This window comes from Shumkonia mesophila (genome assembly GCF_026163695.1).
In the GTDB taxonomy this organism is placed as follows: Bacteria; Pseudomonadota; Alphaproteobacteria; order Rhodospirillales; family Shumkoniaceae; genus Shumkonia; species Shumkonia mesophila.
Genome location: NZ_JAOTID010000012.1, coordinates 128,528 through 143,960 on the forward strand (window position 1 = coordinate 128,528; position 15,433 = coordinate 143,960).

The 15,433-nt window shown below is 68.7% G+C and carries 15 protein-coding genes; 7 read left to right on the plus strand and 8 right to left on the minus strand.

Annotation, left to right across the window (positions count from 1 at the left end):
* The first annotated feature begins 16 nt into the window (after positions 1-16).
* The 4 genes from lgt to ODR01_RS18405 all read left to right on the plus strand — a co-directional run bounded on the left by lgt (position 17) and on the right by ODR01_RS18405 (position 3,783).
* Entirely contained in the window at positions 17-811 is a 795-nt protein-coding gene (lgt, locus tag ODR01_RS18390) for a prolipoprotein diacylglyceryl transferase (protein WP_316979156.1), read from the plus strand.
* Positions 812-814: 3 nt separating this feature from the next.
* On the plus strand, positions 815-1,909 hold the full coding sequence (locus ODR01_RS18395; RefSeq protein ID WP_316979157.1) for a class I SAM-dependent methyltransferase: 1,095 nt from the start codon (positions 815-817) through the stop codon (positions 1,907-1,909).
* 81 nt (positions 1,910-1,990) lie between these two features.
* Positions 1,991-2,758, plus strand: coding sequence for a peptidoglycan editing factor PgeF (gene pgeF / locus ODR01_RS18400; protein WP_316979158.1), 768 nt, complete (start codon positions 1,991-1,993; stop codon positions 2,756-2,758).
* Between the two features lie 122 nt (positions 2,759-2,880).
* The gene (locus ODR01_RS18405) at positions 2,881-3,783 is read left to right on the plus strand and encodes a hypothetical protein (protein ID WP_316979159.1); all 903 of its coding nucleotides are present in this window, start codon (positions 2,881-2,883) and stop codon (positions 3,781-3,783) included.
* A 26-nt stretch (positions 3,784-3,809) separates the two neighbouring features.
* Here the strand turns inward: ODR01_RS18405 and ODR01_RS18410 are convergent, their stop codons facing one another.
* The 4 genes from ODR01_RS18410 to ODR01_RS18425 form a co-directional block, all read right to left on the minus strand.
* Entirely contained in the window at positions 3,810-4,094 is a 285-nt protein-coding gene (locus tag ODR01_RS18410) for a hypothetical protein (RefSeq protein ID WP_316979160.1), read from the minus strand.
* Between the two features lie 304 nt (positions 4,095-4,398).
* Entirely contained in the window at positions 4,399-4,833 is a 435-nt protein-coding gene (locus tag ODR01_RS18415; RefSeq protein WP_316979161.1) for a hypothetical protein, read from the minus strand.
* Positions 4,834-5,132: 299 nt separating this feature from the next.
* Positions 5,133-5,864: a sulfite exporter TauE/SafE family protein gene (locus ODR01_RS18420; protein ID WP_316979162.1), complete on the minus strand. Its 732-nt coding sequence runs from the start codon at positions 5,862-5,864 to the stop codon at positions 5,133-5,135.
* A gap of 174 nt (positions 5,865-6,038) precedes the next feature.
* Positions 6,039-6,467 carry a DUF1127 domain-containing protein gene (locus tag ODR01_RS18425; protein WP_316979163.1) on the minus strand — a complete coding sequence of 143 codons (429 nt, stop codon included), beginning with the start codon at positions 6,465-6,467 and terminating at the stop codon, positions 6,039-6,041.
* Between the two features lie 442 nt (positions 6,468-6,909).
* On the opposite strand from ODR01_RS18425, the gene ODR01_RS18430 reads away from it, so the two are divergent.
* Together ODR01_RS18430 and ODR01_RS18435 are read left to right on the plus strand one after the other, a co-directional pair.
* Positions 6,910-7,323 (plus strand): hypothetical protein, encoded by a 414-nt coding sequence (locus tag ODR01_RS18430; RefSeq protein ID WP_316979164.1) that lies wholly within the window; start codon positions 6,910-6,912, stop codon positions 7,321-7,323.
* A gap of 30 nt (positions 7,324-7,353) precedes the next feature.
* Positions 7,354-8,166: a DUF6973 domain-containing protein gene (locus ODR01_RS18435; protein WP_316979165.1), complete on the plus strand. Its 813-nt coding sequence runs from the start codon at positions 7,354-7,356 to the stop codon at positions 8,164-8,166.
* 14 nt (positions 8,167-8,180) lie between these two features.
* Here the strand turns inward: ODR01_RS18435 and ggt are convergent, their stop codons facing one another.
* The 4 genes from ggt to ODR01_RS18455 form a co-directional block, all read right to left on the minus strand.
* Entirely contained in the window at positions 8,181-9,773 is a 1,593-nt protein-coding gene (gene ggt / locus ODR01_RS18440; RefSeq protein WP_316979166.1) for a gamma-glutamyltransferase, read from the minus strand.
* Positions 9,774-9,869: 96 nt separating this feature from the next.
* Positions 9,870-11,939 carry an ABC transporter permease gene (locus ODR01_RS18445; RefSeq protein ID WP_316979167.1) on the minus strand — a complete coding sequence of 690 codons (2,070 nt, stop codon included), beginning with the start codon at positions 11,937-11,939 and terminating at the stop codon, positions 9,870-9,872.
* Positions 11,939-13,015 carry an ABC transporter ATP-binding protein gene (locus ODR01_RS18450; RefSeq protein ID WP_316979168.1) on the minus strand — a complete coding sequence of 359 codons (1,077 nt, stop codon included), beginning with the start codon at positions 13,013-13,015 and terminating at the stop codon, positions 11,939-11,941. Before ODR01_RS18450 ends, ODR01_RS18445 begins: the two co-directional genes overlap by 1 nt.
* Positions 13,016-13,085: 70 nt before the next feature.
* Positions 13,086-14,048: an extracellular solute-binding protein gene (locus ODR01_RS18455; protein WP_316979169.1), complete on the minus strand. Its 963-nt coding sequence runs from the start codon at positions 14,046-14,048 to the stop codon at positions 13,086-13,088.
* Between the two features lie 377 nt (positions 14,049-14,425).
* On the opposite strand from ODR01_RS18455, the gene ODR01_RS18460 reads away from it, so the two are divergent.
* On the plus strand, positions 14,426-15,358 hold the full coding sequence (locus ODR01_RS18460; RefSeq protein ID WP_316979170.1) for a ribose-phosphate pyrophosphokinase: 933 nt from the start codon (positions 14,426-14,428) through the stop codon (positions 15,356-15,358).
* The last annotated feature ends 75 nt before the right edge of the window (positions 15,359-15,433 follow it).

Sequence of the window (15,433 nt, forward strand, 5' to 3'; positions counted from 1 at the left end):
CGGGACGGACGCCGCCATGACCTTCGCGATCGCCTTCCCCAACATCGACCCCGTGCTGATCGAGTTCGGGCCGCTGGCCATCCGCTGGTACGGCCTGGCCTACGTCGCCGGCCTCATCCTCGGCTGGCGCTATGTGCGCCGCCTGGTCGACGGGCCGCCGCCGGTCACCCCGGCCCGCGACGTCGACGATTTCCTGGTCTGGGCGACGCTCGGCGTGGTGCTGGGCGGGCGCCTGGGGTATGTGCTGTTCTACCAGCCCGCCTATTACCTTTCGAATCCGCTGGCCATCTTCCAGGTATGGGCCGGCGGCATGTCGTTCCACGGCGGACTCCTGGGCGTTCTCGTCGCCCTCCTCCTCTTCGTGCGCCGCCGCAACATCCCGCTGCTCGCCTTCGGCGACACCATCGCCTGCGCGGCGCCGATCGGGCTTTTCTTCGGGCGGCTGGCCAACTTCATCAACGGCGAGTTGTTCGGACGCGAAACCGACGTGCCGTGGGCCATGGTTTTTCCCAACGGCGGGCCCATGGCGCGCCATCCCAGCCAGATTTACGAGGCGCTGATGGAGGGCGTGGTGCTGTTCGTCGTCCTCCACCTGCTGTGGCGGCGAAAGACGGTGCGCCGCCGCCCCGGCATCCTGACCGGCGCCTTCCTGATCGGCTATGCCCTGGCCCGCACCGTGGCCGAACTGTTCCGGCAGCCCGACACCCACATCGGCTTCCTGCTGGGCGGCACCACCATGGGCCAATGGCTGTCGGCGCCGATGCTGGCCGTCGGCCTCTACCTGATCCTGCGGGCGCGGCCGCGAACCTGATCCATGGCCGGCGGCCTTCTCGACGTCCTGCTCGGCCGCATCGCCCTTGGCGGGCCGCTGACGGTGGCCGACTACATGGCGGAAGCCCTGGGCCACCCCCGCTTCGGCTATTACGCGACGCGCGATCCGTTCGGCGCCGCCGGCGATTTCGTCACCGCGCCCGAGGTCTCGCAGATGTTCGGAGAACTGATCGGACTGTGGGGCGCGGTAGTCTGGCAGGCCATGGGCCGGCCCGATCCGGTGCGGTGGGTCGAGCTGGGACCGGGTCGCGGCACGCTGATGGCCGACGCCATCCGGGCCAGCCGCACGGTGCCGGGTTTCGTTGAGGCCGCCCGTCTTCACCTGGTCGAAACCAGCCCCGTCCTGCGCCGCATTCAGGCCGCCACCCTGGCCAAGGCCGCCCCGCCGCACCCGCCGCTGTGGCACGCCGACCTTTCCGGCGTCCCCGATGGCCCGATGATCCTGGTCGCCAACGAATTCCTCGACGCCCTGCCCATCCGCCAGTTCGAGCGCACCGCCGCCGGCTGGTGCGAGCGCCTGGTGGCGGCCGGGCCGGGCGGCGACCGGCTGATCTTCGTGCTGTCGCCGCCAAGCCGACGGCCGCCGCTGTTGCCGGCCGCCGTCATCGACGCGCCGGTGGGCGCCATCGCCGAGGTCTCGCCAGCCGTCATCGGGGTGATCGACGCCATCGGCCGGCGGCTGGCCGGAACGGGCGGCGCCGCCCTGATCGTCGATTACGGCCACCCGCGGAGCGCCCCCGGCGACACCCTGCAGGCGGTGCGCGGCCATGCCTACCACGACCCGCTCGCCGACCCCGGCCAAGCCGATCTCACCGCCCATGTCGACTTCGAGGCGGTGGCCCGCGCTGCCGGCGAGGCCGGCGCCCGGCCGTTCGGGCCGATCGGGCAAGGCCTTTTCCTCGAGCGGCTGGGTCTCGGGGCGCGGGCCGACGCCCTTCTCGCCGGCGCCAGCCCGGCACAGGCCGACGCCATCCGCGCCGCCCGCCATCGGCTGACCGCCGCCGGAGAAATGGGCACGCTGTTCAAGGCGGTTTCCCTGCAGCATCCCGGCCTGCCGCCGCCGCCGGGCTTCGCCTGATGCGCGCGGCACGCGCATTGCGAGCCGGGGATGCGACGAAATCCCTTTATCGACTGGGGTCTTCACCGCTATAAAGCGGCCATGATTACGTCATCGGCATTCAATGGCCTGAAGGGCGTCCGCCACGGCTTCTTCACCCGCCGGGGTGGCGTCAGCCAGGGAGTCTACGACTCCCTCAACTGCGGCTACGGCAACGGCGATGCGGCGGAGAGCGTCGCCGCCAACCGGGCCCGCGCCATGGCCATGATGGACCAGCCGGCGGAGGCCCTGCTGACCGCCCGCCAGGTCCATTCGGCCACGGCCGTGGTGGTGGAAAAGCCGTGGGCGCGCGAAGACGCGCCCGAGGCCGACGGCCTGGTGACGGCGGTTCCCGGCATCGCGCTCGGCCTGCTTACCGCCGACTGCATGCCGGTGCTGTTCGCCGATCCGCGGGCCAAGGTGATCGGCGCCGCCCACGCCGGCTGGCGGGGGGCGCGGGCCGGCATCGCCGAGGCGACGGTGGCCGCCATGGAACAGGCGGGCGCCAAGGTCAGCCGCATCGTCGCCGTGATGGGTCCGTGTATCCGCCACGGTTCCTACGAGGTCGGACCCGAATTCCGCGACACCTTCCTCGCCGACGCCGCCGCCAACGATTCGTTCTTCGCGCCGTCGCGCAATCCGGGCCGTTTCCTGTTCGACCTGCCGACCTATCTGTTCCGGCGGATCGATGCCATCGGCCTCAAGCACATCCAGATGCTGCAGATCGACACCTGCCGCGAGGCCGACCGCTTCTTCAGCCACCGCCGATCGACGCTGGCCGGCGAGGCCGCCTGCGGGCGCAACCTGTCGGCGGTCATCCTCGGCGATTGACGCGGCGGGCGGCGGGGGGCTGAATATCGCCGCCATGCCCTATATGATTCTGCTGATCTTCGTTCTGGTTGTCGGATTGGTCGCCACCTGCGCCCTGATGTGACATGCGTGTGAGTCGCGGATTGGTCTTAGCCCTTCTGCTGCTGGCGGCCGCTTGCGGGCCGCTGCCGCAGCCGTTCGAGCACGTCGCCCAGGGCTCGGCCTATCCCTTGGCCGAATTGGCGATCGACGTGCGGGTGGCGCCGGTCGCCGGGCTGCCGGCTTCGAGCGGCGAAGCGCTGGCCCGCGCGGTGGCCGAAAACCTGGGCGCCTATGGCGTGACCGCCACCTCGCGCCCGGGCACCGCCAGCCGATTCGTGCTGCGCGGCGTCTATGCCGCCCCCGCCGCCGCGACGCCCGCCGACGCCGCCATCCTGTGGACGCTCTACGACGCCGAGGGCGAAGCCACCGGCATCCACACCCAGGCCGTCGAGGCCCCGTTCGCCACCGACCCCGGCGCCATCGGGGTGGCCGGCCAGCGGCCCGCCAAGGCGCTGGCCGCCCTCGTCGGTGTCGATGCCGAGCTGCCGGCCGCCGGACCCGACGTGCGTCGCGGCGTGTTTCTGAGCGAGGTCGCCGGGGCGCCCGGCGATGGCAACGCGGCGCTGGCCACCGCCCTGCGCCGCGTCCTGGAGGCCGGACCGTTCGGGCTGGCCGAGACCGCCGACGGCGCCACCCACGTGGTGCGGGGCACCGTCACCGCCGATCCGCCCAAGGACGGCAACCAGCGAATCGCCATCGCATGGCGGGTGAGCACGCCGGACGGCCGGGACGTGGGCGAAGCGAACCAGGAGAACATGGTGCCGGCCGGCCGCCTCGACCGTCGGTGGGGCGGCATCGCCGGCCTCGCCGCGCAGGCGGCGGCCGAAGGGATCGTCGAGATTCTCCAGCGGGCTGGCGACGGCGACCCCGCCCGTTCGGCGGCGGGCCGTCCGTCGATCGTGCTGCCGCCGTCGAGCGACCTGCCGCCGCCGGCCGGGCCTTAGGCCGCGGCCGAGCGGTACGCCGGCGTTCAGGCGGCGCGGCGCTGCAGGACGGTGTCTTCCGCCGGGACGGGACGGGCCTCGGGCGCCATGGAGGCGCTCATCGATTTCAGGGTCACCGGGTCCATGTTTTCGGCCACGTGACGCCCGATGCGGTCGCGCGGGATGCCCAGCGCCGCCAGTTCATCGTCGTCGAGCCGCTGCAACTGGTTGTACAGGCGGAGAGATTCGGTGGCGCGCTGCACCGCGCCGAACATGTAGAGCCCGACGCCGACGCCCATTTTGACCATTCGTCCGATCGCTTGGTAATTCATCTGACACTCCGTGGTCTGCATCCAAAGTTTCGTCGTCGTGCTTCCACGGACGCGCGGCCATTCCACTGCTGGGCTGAGGGTGCGCCTTGTGGGGGGCGTCTTGTTGATCGTCGGGAATTACCCCAACTGTCGGTTGCCGACAACGTACGAAAAATGATCCGCCGTGCAAGGAAAACCGGTTTCGTCCCGGCGCCGGCCAGCCATGCATGAATCGCATGGCGGAGCCGGGATGACGGGCGCTCGGCCGCCTCCGGCCCGCGGCGGGCGCGCCGCCCGATGCGGCGTGCCCGGTCCCCGCGGGCTTTCAGGCGGCGCGTCGACGGACCGGGTCCTCGTTGGCGGCGGCCTCGTCGGCGACGTCGCTTCCAAGCATGGACGGTCGGAGGGAATCGATGACCGGACGGTCGCCCCTCAGCGGCGTGCCGACCCGTGTCGCCACGTAGGACGGAATGTCCTCCCGGGCAATGCCGAGGCGGGCCAACTGGCTGTCGCTGAAGCGTCCGAGCTCGCTGGTCAGGCGGCCCGCGGCGACGCCGGCCCAATGATCGCTGAGAACCCGGGCCGTGCCGGAAGCCAGCCAGCGGGCGGCGCGGCCGATTCCGCCGACCAGCGCGCCCATCACCTGGGCGTTGACCTCTGCCTGCAGACGGGCAGCGTCTTCCTGCACGCGGGCGACATCGCGAAAGGTGTACGTGCCGGCACGCTCGAGATAGTCCGGTGCTGCATCGTATCGTTGCATGATCTTCCTCCGTAGGTTTCCAAACGGTTTCTGCCGATTGCACCCCACGGACGTGCGGCCCCCCGCCGCTTGCGACACCCGGTGGCGCGCCGCGCCCCGAGCATTGTTTTATTTAATAGTCATTCTCAGTACGAGAGCATATGCACCCCGCCCTCCCCGCCGTCAAGGCAAGTGGGATGTTATTTCACAATGTGGTAACATTCGATTTTGGCGGATATCCGCCGGAAAGCTGGTTATTTTGCGGGCACAGCCTGCTTAAAATATGACCACTCCACATCGTGGGATGGAATGGGGGCCGGTCAGAAGAACCGCGAAACCACCAGGAAGCCACCCGACACCAGCAGTAGCCACAGCACGATCCGCCGGAACTGGCGGTCGTCGACCCGGCCATAGGTCTTCATGCCGAGCCAGACGCCCAGAACCGTGCCCGGCAGGCAGATGAGGGCGAGCCTTCCGACCTCGGCGGTCAGCACGCCCTGCACGCCATAGGCGACGAGCGCCGTGGCCAGGATGCTCAAATTGAAGGTCTGGAAGACGGCCCGCTGCTCGTCCTTGCTCCAACCCTTGAGGCCGCACCACAGGGTCGGCAGCGGCCCCGACAGGCCGGCGGCACCGCCCAGGATGCCGCCGCCGAACCCGACGACGGCGTCGGCCGCCCGTCCGCCCCAGGCGACCACCGGCAGCCGGCCGGACAACAGCATCGCCGCCGAATAGATCACCAGGAAGGCGCCGAGCACGGCCTTGAAGGTGGCCGCGGGCACCAGGTCGAGGGCCATCACGCCGAGCGGCACGCCAAAGAGGCCGCCGGCGATGAACGGCCACAGCCGCCGCCAATTCATGGCACGGCGCACGACGAACAGCGATTGCAGCTGGGCCACCACCGAGCAGATGACGACGAGGGGCGCGGCCAGCGCGGGTTCGACGACATGCAGCCACAGGCCGAGGGCCACCAGGCCGGTGCCGAAACCCGCCAGGCCGGAAACGAAACCGCCCAGCCAGGCGCCGGCAAGCACGAACAGGAACAGGCTCACCTCGTCTCCCCCCCCGGGAAGGCCGGCCGCCACGGCCGGCCCGGCACCCATCCCCGCTGGATGCGACGGCCCGCCGCGGTTCCGCCCGGTCGGGCGGTTGCGGCGCGACCGCGACCTCGCATCTCAGCGCATCGGCGCCAGTCGGGCAAGCCCCTTCGAGGATCGACCGCGCCGTCAGGCCGCCGCGCGGCGTTGCGCCCCGTCGTTGTCGGCAACGGCGGCGTCGGACGGATCGCCGTCGATTTCCCGCAGGGTGGCGGCCGGCGCGGCCGTCGGCCACCGCATGGCCCCGTCTTCCATCGAAGCCTGCACGTACTGCGGAATGGCTTCACGGCTGAGGCCGAGGTTGGCCAGCGTCGCGTCGTCCATGCGGTTCAACTCGTCGTAGAGGCGGGACGCAGCCCCGGCCCTGGCGATGAGGACGAAGATCCGCGCCACGGCCGAGGCCGTCTTGCGGATGCCCCGCCACAGGCTGGCCGCCATCTGGCGGGTGATCTCGCCCTGCAGGCGGGCGACCTCCTTTTCGAGAAGGGAGAAGTCGTCGCGGGAATAGGGACTGGGAAAGCGTAGGGATTCGAGTTCTGGCAGTCGACGTTCCATCATAAACCTCCGTGGTCAGCAATCTGTGTCTGCGATTGCGCATCCACGGACGTGCAGGCTCCCATAGGCTTTTGCGATTTCCTCGCAATTCGCGTGCCACTTCCGGCGGCGTGGCCGCGGCCGCTCGCGTTGCGAACGGTTCGCATCACACCTGGGAAGGACGGGGAAGCGCTTCAATACAGGAAGGCGGGAATCGCCATGCCGGAATCGCCGGCCTGGAATGCGCCATCGGCATGGCCGCTCCGCCACGCGGGGCGCCGGAACTTCCGCCGCTCCGGCGGTTAATTCTTTTGCGAGAAGGATAGATCGCAGCGCCCGCGAAACGAGCGAGGAATATTTTCTTGACCACGCCGATTGTTCCTGGTATGTTCCATTATTACTGATTGCGTGGCAGCGGGGAGGCGGAGCGATGAACTGGCACCGACTGGCAAGATGGGCTCGGTGGGTGGCAACAGCCATCGGCGGCGTCGTGATGTTGGTTGGGGTGGTCTACTATTACCTTCTCCCCTTTCTTGTTGCCGCCATCCAACCGCTCGAAGTCAACATCAGCCTGCTAAATGAGTCGGGCGCGCCGGTTGTTATCGAACGTGTGATTTTCGAGGGCAAAGCCCTGAAGGAGGGCGTTCGGGTGGAAGGGAGGTCGCTTGGCGATTCGTGGAGCAAAACGATCACCATAGGGTACGACGAATGGTCGAGACGCGGTCGTCTCGAAATCATCCTGAAGCGCCCCGGACGCGGCGAAAGCGAGAAACACGCCATCCGTCTGCAGCCCAAGTTCGGGGCGAACTGGTGCTTTTATGACATTCATATCCGCGCGCGGAGCGTCGACGCCGAGTTGATCAAATGCATCTTCTTCTAACGCAGCGTTTGAGACTGGGAAGCCGGATCGATGGATCTTGAGAGAATATATAGGGAAGCCGTCGGCGTCGGCCCGGCGTACCGGGAGGCGGGGGCTTCTCGCCTGCCCGGCCTGCACAACGGACCGGGCGACGCCTACCGCCACATCATCGGCGCCGCCGAAATGACACGGCGCTATGGGGCGGCGATGGCCCTTGCCGCGCTGAACGCGCATGAAACGTATCAAGGGGCTGGACAGTCCGATGACGAACGCAAGATGGACCAGCACAACAATGAAATCGGCATCGCCATCGGCCGCCGGGCCGTCACCTACGACGAGGTCGTCACACGCGCCCGCGCGGCGATCGACGCAGCAATCCCGCAGGGTGGCAGCGGCAGGGGCGGCACGGCCCGCTGGCTCAACCAGCCCTTAGGCAAATCGGATTCCCCCGACATGAACTGGCCACCGGACTGGAGCCAAGTGGCGCCGCCCGCCGAGTCCTACAACTCCGACGACGAACGGGACCGTCATCCCGAGTACGGCGCGCCCTCCTTTTCCGGCAGGCCGGTCGGGTCGTGGAACGAGGACGACGTCAGGGCGGTCATGGCCTCCGATGCCTACCGGCAAGCGGGCCATCCGGCCCAGGCGGAAACCCACGCCCGGGTGCGGGCCTGGTTCGAGCGGGCCTACGGCAACCGGCCGGTGCGCCGCGACGCCACCGGCCGGCAGGTCGACGGACCGTTGCGGCAACCGCGGATCGATGCCGCGGGCGCGGCCGGTGGGCCGGTACACGTGCGGGCCCACAGCCGCGAAGGCGGCCGCGTGGACGTCGACGCCCACGACCGGCGGCCGCCGGCCCGCTGATCCCGGCGAGGGGCTCAGTAGCCCAGCGCGCAGCCGTCCTTGCGGGGGTCGGAACCGCCGGTCAGCACGCCTTCGTCCCAATCGATCCAGATGGCTTGGCCGCCGCCCTGGGGTTTGCCGGGCGCGCCGGTGCGATGACCATAGCGGTGCAGGGCGTGCAGCGTTTCTGCCGGCAGGCCGCTTTCCACCTCGACGATGCCCTCGGCGGTCGGAAAGACACGCGGCTGGTCCATGGCCTCCTGGATGTCGAGGCCGTGATCGAGGAATCCGCCCAAAACGTGGGCATGGCCGCACGCCTGATAGGCACCGCCCATGACGCCGAACGGCATGACGACGCGCCCGTCCTTGACCAGCATCCCCGGGATGATGGTGTGGAACGGCCGCTTGCCGCCCGCGATGCAGTTGGGATGGGCGGGATCGAGCACAAAGCCGCAGCCGCGGTTCTGCAACACGACGCCGCTCTTGGGGCTGACCAGGCCGCTGCCGAAGCCGTTGAACAGCGAGTTGATGAAGCTGACCGCCGTCCTCTCCTCGTCGACGACGCACAGATAGACGGTGTCGGGATGGGCCGGCAGTTGCGGGCGCGGCACCGACTTCATGGCTTTGCCGGGGGTGATGAGGGCGCGCAGCGCGTCGGCGTGCCCGGCCGACAGCAGTTCGGCAACCGGCACCGTGGCGTGGCGGGGATCGGCGATGAAGGCGTTGCGGTCGGCATAGGCCAGGCGCGTCGCCTCGATTTCCATGTGCAGGCGCTCGGGCGACATCGGCGCGTAGCCCCCCATGTCGTAGCCCGAGAGGATGTTGAGCAGGATCAGCGCGGTCAGGCCCTGGCCGTTGGGCGGGATCTCGCAGACATCGTAGCCGCGATAGGCGGTGCGAATGGGGGTCACGTACTCGCCCGCATGCGCCGCGAAGTCGTCCAGGGTGTGCAGGCCGCCCAGGCCGCGCAGGTAGGAGACGATGTCCTCGGCCACCGGCCCCGTGTAGAAGGCGTCGCGGCCCTTCTCGGCGATCAGCGCCAGGGTTTTGGCGAGTTCCGGCTGGCGGTGCAACTGCCCGACCGTGGGCGGCCGGCCGCCCGGCAGGAAGATGCGCCTGGCCGTCGGGTCCTTGGAAAGGGTCGCCACCTCGTTGGCGAAGTCGAAGGCGACGCGCGAAGCGATGGGATAGCCGTCGCGGGCGAAACCGATGGCCGGCTCCAGCACGTCTGCCAGCGGCAGCCGCCCGTGATCGGCGACCAGCCGCGCCCAGCCGTCGACGGCGCCGGGGATGGTCACCGCATGCGGGGTGTGGCGCTCGATCTTGGCGATGCCCTGGCTGGCGAACCATTCGGGCGTCGCCGCCGCCGGCGCCGCCCCCGAGCCGTTGTAGCCGATCAGCCTGTCCTGGCCCTTCGGCGCGATGATGCAGAAGCAATCGCCGCCGATGCCGGTCGAGCCGGGCTCGACCACGCATTGCACGGCGATGGCGGCCACCGCCGCGTCGATGGCGTTGCCGCCCTTCTGAAGAATAGTGATGGCGGTCAGCGTGGAGAGCGGATGCGAGGAGGCGGCCATGCCGCGCGTGCCATGCACCGGCGAGCGGCCGGGGAGTTCGAGGTTGCGCACGATGTGCCCTTTCCGGTTTTTTCCTGGAGGCGCGAAGACGGGCGCGATTCTTGACGGCGCCGCCGACCCAGGCAAGCGGAATCGCACCCCGCCGGCTCAATCCGTCTGCGGCAACACCCGCAGGACGGGCCTGCCTTCGCCGCGCCGCTCGATCAGGCGGATCAGGCCCATCACGGCGACGACCAGGGCCAGGATCAGCACGCTCATCGAGCAGGCCAGCCCGTAGCGTCCGTTCTCGGCGTGCAGGAAAATGCCGACCGAGGCCATCATGGTATCGGGGCTGACCAGGAAGATGACGGCGGAAAGCGTCACCGTGCCGTGCACGAAAACATAGAGGGAGGCCAGCAGCAGCACCCGGCGGATGGAAGGCAGGGTGACCAGGAAGAAGGTCTGGATCATGCTGGCGCCCAGCACCTCGGCCGCCTCGTCGATGCCGGTGTCGATGCGTTGAAGCGTGGCGCGCGCCGCCAGCACGCCGACGAAGATGTTGGCGAACAGCACGTTGAGGATGAGGATGGCCGGCGTGCCCACCAGCGACAGTTCGGTCAGCCCGAACGGCCGGTTGAAGGCGACCAGATAGCCGATGCCGTGCAGCACGCCGGGCACGACGCCGGGCAGCAGGGCGACGAAGCCGATGACATGGCGCCCGGGGATGCGGGTGCGTTCCACGAGATAGGCGACCAGCACCGCGAAGACGCCGCCGAAGACGGCCGCCGCGCCGGCGATCTTGAGGCTGGTCCACACGGTGGGGATGCCCATGGCCTCGCTGAAGCTGGCGTAGAGTTCGGAATGGACGCTGTAATGCGTCAGGGTCGGCGTGAAGTCGATGCCCCAGACGCGGGTGAAGGAACCCACCACGATGATGCCGAAAAAGACGACGACGACGGCGCCCACGCCAACGGCCACCGTTTCCAGCCCCAGGCGGGCGGCCAGCGGCAGCGGCAGTTCGGGCGGCGCCCCGGTGCCGGACCCCGAGACGAAGCGGTGGCGCTTCCCTAAGCGCTCGAACAGGAAATAGGCGAGAAGGGTGGGCAGGATCAGCCACACGCAAAGCGCCGCCGCCAGCGACACGTTCTGGAAGCCGACAATCTCGTCATAGATGACGCCGGCCAGCACCGGATAGTTGCGGCCGATGACCAGCGGATTGCCGAAATCGGTCATGCTGAGGATGAAGACCACCAGCGCGGTGCGGATGACGCCGGGGCGGGTCAGCGGCAGGGTGACGTGGGCGAACACCTGCCAGGCGGTGGCGCCCTGGCTGGCCGCCGCCTCCTCGACCCGGCCGTCGTGGCGGGCCAGCACGTCGTCGAGCACGATGTAGGCGTGCGGCAGATAGCTCAGCACCATCGCCGTCACCACGCCGACGAAGCCGTAGATGTTGGTGACGTCGGCGTCGATGAGGCCCAGCATGTCCTCCAGCACCTTGCGCGTGATCAGCCCCTGGCGGCCGAACAGCAGGATGCCGGCAAACGCCATGATGACGGGGGGCGAGACCAGGGGCAGCAGCACCAGGCCGCGCACCAGGCCGGGGGCGCGGATGCCGTTGCGGTTGATGCCGAAGGCCAGCGCATAGGCCAGCACGACGGTGATCAGGCTGGTCAGCGTCGAGACGATCAGGCTGTTGCGCCCGGCCCGCAGCAGGTGCGAATCCTCCAGAAACGCGCGGTAGTTTTCCAGGCTGAAGCCCTTGCGGGCGCCGGTGCGCAGGCGCTCGAACTCCTCGGGCGCAAGCTGGCCGCGCAGCATGAAGGCCAGCGGAATGCGCTTGTGCAGCACCACCATCTGGAGCGGATATTCGGCGTCGAAGGCAGCCCGACTGGTGGCGTCGAGCGCCGCCGTCGCCTGGCCGGCGGCGACGAACTGGGAGGCGTAGTCGGCCTTGCGGTCCCAGGTCGGCGGCACCCCGATGGCGGCGAGCGTCGCCGCCGTCGTTTCCATGCGCTGGACTTCGGTCAGCGAGGCTTCCCACTGGGCCATCGAGCGGACGCGCCCGGCCCCGTCCAGACGATCCAGCGCATCCAGCACGGCGGCGCGCACGACGCGCGGCGGCAGCGGCCCCTCGACATAGACGCTTTTCAGAAGGACGGCCCCCAGCGGCACCACGATGAAGACGAACAGCAACGCCGCCGCCAGCAGGGACACCACGTACGTCGACGTGCGGGCCATCACGCGCCCGCCGTGCCCGCGTCCGTTCCGGGGAAGACCAGCACGGCCTCGGGATCGACAGACCACAGCACCGGATCGCCGGGCGCGAGCCCGAGGCCGAGCCATCGTTCGGTCGGCATGTCGGCCAGCAGGCGGCTGCCGTCGGCCAGGCGGGTGGTGACCCGCACGCTTTGCCCCAGAAAGGCGAAGGCCTCGATCTCGGCGCGCGCCCAGACGCCGGTACCCGACGAGCGGGACGCCAGCCGGACGTGCTCGGGGCGCAGGCAGACCACGCACTCGCCGTCGACGGCGCCGGCCGCCGACATGGGGACGGCCAGGCCGTCGATGCGCACGGTGCCGTTCACCACCCGGCCGTCCAGCCGGTTGCTGGTGCCGATGAAGTTGGCGACGAAGGCGCCGGCCGGGCGGGCATAGACGTCCATCGGCCGCCCGACCTGCCGGAAGCGGCCGCCATCCATCACCGCCACGCGGTCGGACATCGAGAGCGCCTCTTCCTGGTCGTGGGTGACATAGACGGTGGTGATGCCCAGTTCCTTGACGACGGCCCTGACCTCGGCGCGCAGGTGGGCGCGGATCTTGGCGTCCAGCGCCGAGAGCGGCTCGTCCAGGAGCAGGATGGCCGGGTGCGGGGCCAGCGCGCGGGCCAGGGCGACGCGCTGCTGCTGGCCGCCGGAGAGTTCGTGGGGATAGCGGCCCTCCATCCCCTCCAGGCGGGTCAGCGCGCACAACTCGGCGACGCGGGACTCGACCTCGGCTTTGGGGCGGCGGCGCAGGCGCAGCGCGAAGCCGATGTTGCCGGCCACCGTCATGGTCGGAAACAGGGCATAGGACTGGAAGACGAAGCCGATGTTGCGCTTGCGCAGCGGCACGTCGTCGACCCGCCGTTCGCCGATCCAGATCTCGCCGCGATCGGGCCGGGTGAAGCCGGCGATCAGGCGCAGCAGCGTGGTCTTGCCGCAGCCGCTGGCCCCCACCAGGGTGACGAATTCGCCCGAGGCGATGTCGAGCGACACGCCGTCGACGGCGACGCACTCGCCGAAGCGCTTGACGACATTGTCGATTCGCAGACGGGCCACGCTCTTCCTCCGGCTTCACGGACGGCGGCCCCGCGGGCAACGGGCCCGCGGGGCCGGTTTTCCGTCCCGCCTACTTCTCGTACTTCTGGGCCCATTCCTTCTTGAAGGCGGCGGCGTCGACCGGGGCCTTGTATTCCCAGAGCTGGACCTTGGAGACGTCGATCTCGCCGAGGCCCGGCGTCGTCGGCACGCCGATGAAGGGGGCATAGACGGCGGCGCCTTCCGGGCTGGCCATGAAGTCGAGCCACTTCTTGCCGTTCTCGGGATGCGGCGCGCCGAGCACCAGGGCGCCCCCCTCCTTGACGTTCGGCGTCATGTCGAGGAACACCATCTTGACCGGCAACCCGGCCTTGACCTGGTTGATGACGGCGGTGTCGTAGGTAAGCCCGATGGCCGTCTCGCCGGCGCCGGCCTGACGGCCGGCCGCGCTGCCCGAGGAATTGTACTGGAAGATGTTCTTATGCAGCGCGTCGACGTAGTCCCAGCCGTAGGCGTCCTTGAGCGTGGTGAAGATGGTGAGCCCGGTGCCCGACTTGGTCGGCGCCGCGATGGTGATCAGGCCCTTGTAGGCGGGCAAGGCCAGGTCCTTCCACGAGGCGGGGACGGGCTTGCCCTTCTGCTCCATCATCTGGGTGTTGACGGCCGCCACCATCAGGGTCAGCCAATGATAGACATAGAAGCCATCGGCGTCGGCGAAGCGGCCGGGAATTTTCGTTCCCTTCGGCGCATAGGGTTCGATGACGCCGGCGTTCTTCAACTGATCGAGGGCGAACGAATTGACCCCGTAGATGGCGTCGGCCTGGGGATTGGCGCGCTCGGCGATGGTCTTTTCGGTCACCGGGCCGGTGCTCAGGATCACCTGCTTGACCTGGATGTCCGGATACTTCTTGGAAAAGGCATCGGCCAGCGCGGCGTGCAGCTTGCCGTCATCGGCCGCCGTATAGACCAGCAGCTCGTTGCCGCCGGCCGCCAGGGCGGCTCCCGACAGCAGGACGGAAAGGCAAAGTGTCGTCGAGAAAAGCGTCCTTCTCATCTGTCCCCTCCAGGGGAAAAAATCCCCGTATGCCGGAAATCCATGACCTTTATAAGGAATTCGAACGGGCGACATTATTTCACGATCCGTCCCAATACAAGAAGATGCCCAGGACCTTTCGATAATCGGGAAGTAATGTTGTAATCATTGCCTTCATGTTGGATTTTTAACTTTCATGTGCCGCTATTTGACCGATTATGTGGCAATCCTCGGCCGCCCCGCCCGACGGCGCCGGCGTCGAGCGGCCCCCGCAAGGGCGTTTACAGACCTCCGGCACGCTGATACATTCCGCGGCGCCGGCCCCGGGCCTAATCCGCAAGAAAGAGTCCGGGCCTTTTGCGGCGCCTGAACACCGCGGCCAAGGGAATTCCGCGTCCATGAAAATCATCTCGTGCAACAGCAATCGCCCGCTGGCCGAAGCGATTGCCGCCTATCTGCATCTCCCCCTGGCCAAGGCGGTCATCCGCCGATTCTCGGACCAGGAAGTGTTCGTCGAGATCCAGGAGAACGTGCGCGGCGAGGATGTCTTCGTCATCCAGTCCTCGTCGTTCCCGGCCAACGACAACCTGATGGAGCTGCTGGTCACGCTGGACGCGCTCCGGCGCGGCTCGGCCCGGCGGGTCACCGCGGTGATCCCCTATTTCGGCTATGCCAGGCAGGATCGCAAGTCGGGACCGCGCACCCCCATCTCGGCCAAGCTGGTGGCCAACCTGATCACCACCGCCGGGGCGGACCGGGTGCTGACCATGGACCTGCACGCCGGGCAGATTCAGGGCTTCTTCGACATTCCGGTGGACAACCTTTACGGCTCGCTGGTGTTCAACCAGAACATCAAGGAGCGCTTCGACAGCGAAAAGCTGGTGCTGGTGTCGCCCGACGTCGGCGGCGTGGTGCGCACGCGCGGCATGGCCAAGAAGCTGGACGCCGACCTCGCCATCGTCGACAAGCGCCGCGAACGGGCCGGCGTGTCCGAGGTGATGAACATCATCGGCGACGTCAAGGGCCGCCAGTGCATCCTGGTCGACGACATCGTCGATTCGGGCGGTACGCTGTGCAACGCCGCGGTGGCCCTGATCGAACATGGCGCCGAGGGGGTGTGGGCCTACGTCACCCACGGTGTGCTGTCGGGCGGCGCGGTGGCGCGCATCGCGGCTTCCCCGCTGAAACGAATGGTCATCACCGACAGTATCCTGGCGACCGAGGCGCTGCGCGAATCGCCCAGCATCGAGCAGCTTTCCATCGCGCCCCTGATGGCCGAATCGATCCGCCGCATCAGCGAGGAATCGTCGATCTCGATTCTGTTCAACTGAACAAAAGCATTGACCGCAAGGCCCACCGAGCGGTATTGCGGGCCGTTTTCGGCGTCGGCACCCCTGGAGGCCGGC